Consider the following 1,209-nt stretch of genomic DNA (forward strand, 5'->3'; position numbering starts at 1 on the left):
CGCGAGGTTTATACATATCGATCAGCTCTTTTGATTCGGCGAGCGAAAGACCTAAGCGTTTACCGCGTAAAATGAGCTTTAGACGAACCCGGTCAGCTTCTGCGTATATACGCGTTTGACCATCACGTTTTGGACTTAATAGCCCTTCAGATTCATAGAATCGCATTGTGCGTGTAGTGATATCGAACTCGTGCGATAACTCTGAAATTGAATAGCTAGGCATGTAGCGCTCATTTGTATAACTAAGAAAGGATAAGAGGGTATAGTTACGTTAACGTAAACGTCAAGCTGTAATTTACTTATTTGATTCTCTTCGCAGCATGAGAATGCCTTGACGGCGAAGCATGTCGGACCAATTATCCATAATACTTGGATCACCGACACGTTTCGCATTACTACGACTAAAGCGGTTTAACCAGACGCCAAGCCCATTGAAACCATAAACGGGTTCTAAATCCGTGCGCTGAGAGGCCGGTAAGATATTCTTATTGATGTTGTCGAGTATGAGTGGCTCTGAGTTTGGTGTTGGGTAGTATGCCAATACCATGTGCGCTTGATTAAGCTCTAGAGCCTTTACATAAGAGATTTGAAGTTTGCTTTCGTCAACACCCGCGAATAGCAAAGTAAAGAACTTAGCGATCGCGTAGTCTTCACAGTCTCCGGCATTTTTAGCTAGTAACTCTACAGGGGTCGCCCAGTAGTCGGTGTCTCCCCATAGTTCGATATCGTCTATAAACGCCGCTTGGTTGAAGAAATCGTTAACTTGTTTTAGCTGTGCTAGCTCGACATCTTGTGTGTACGACTGTTTAAGGTCCCAAGCCATACTTTGCCAATCGACAAGGCGTTGTGCGGCATCACTGCCAAATCGTTGCTCTACGACCTCTAACAATTGATTTTTAAATTCCACAGCAAACGACGTCATTGCAGGTGTGATGAGCATTGCGGCTAACGCAATGTAGAGGTATTGCGTTAAAGAATTAAAGCGAAATGCCATCATGGCTGTTTTAGTTTGGCCCTTAGTGCGGATAGCTTGTCTTTAATACTTTTTTTGTCAGCGGCAGAGAGGTTGTTTCTCATCGTGTTGATGTTGGTTACGTCTACTGGTGGAGTTGTGATTGTGGGTATTGGTTCCGGCTCAGGAGTTGTACTGGCAACGAAGTTGCTGGAGCTCAGCTTAGGAAATTCGAGCGTTTCGAGTGAACCTGCGCG

The 1,209-nt window shown here is 44.7% G+C and carries 2 protein-coding genes; both read right to left on the reverse strand.

Going from position 1 to position 1,209, the window contains the following annotated elements; translation table 11 throughout:
- On the reverse strand, positions 1-223 hold a 223-nt coding region (locus A3738_RS06855; RefSeq protein ID WP_156504026.1), incomplete at its 3' end, for a MerR family DNA-binding transcriptional regulator.
- Positions 224-295: 72 nt separating this feature from the next.
- Positions 296-994, reverse strand: coding sequence for a transglutaminase-like cysteine peptidase (locus tag A3738_RS06860; RefSeq protein ID WP_197473657.1), 699 nt, complete (start codon positions 992-994; stop codon positions 296-298).
- Between the last annotated feature and the right edge of the window lie 215 nt (positions 995-1,209).

The sequence above is a fragment of the Oleiphilus sp. HI0066 genome (genome assembly GCF_001635725.1).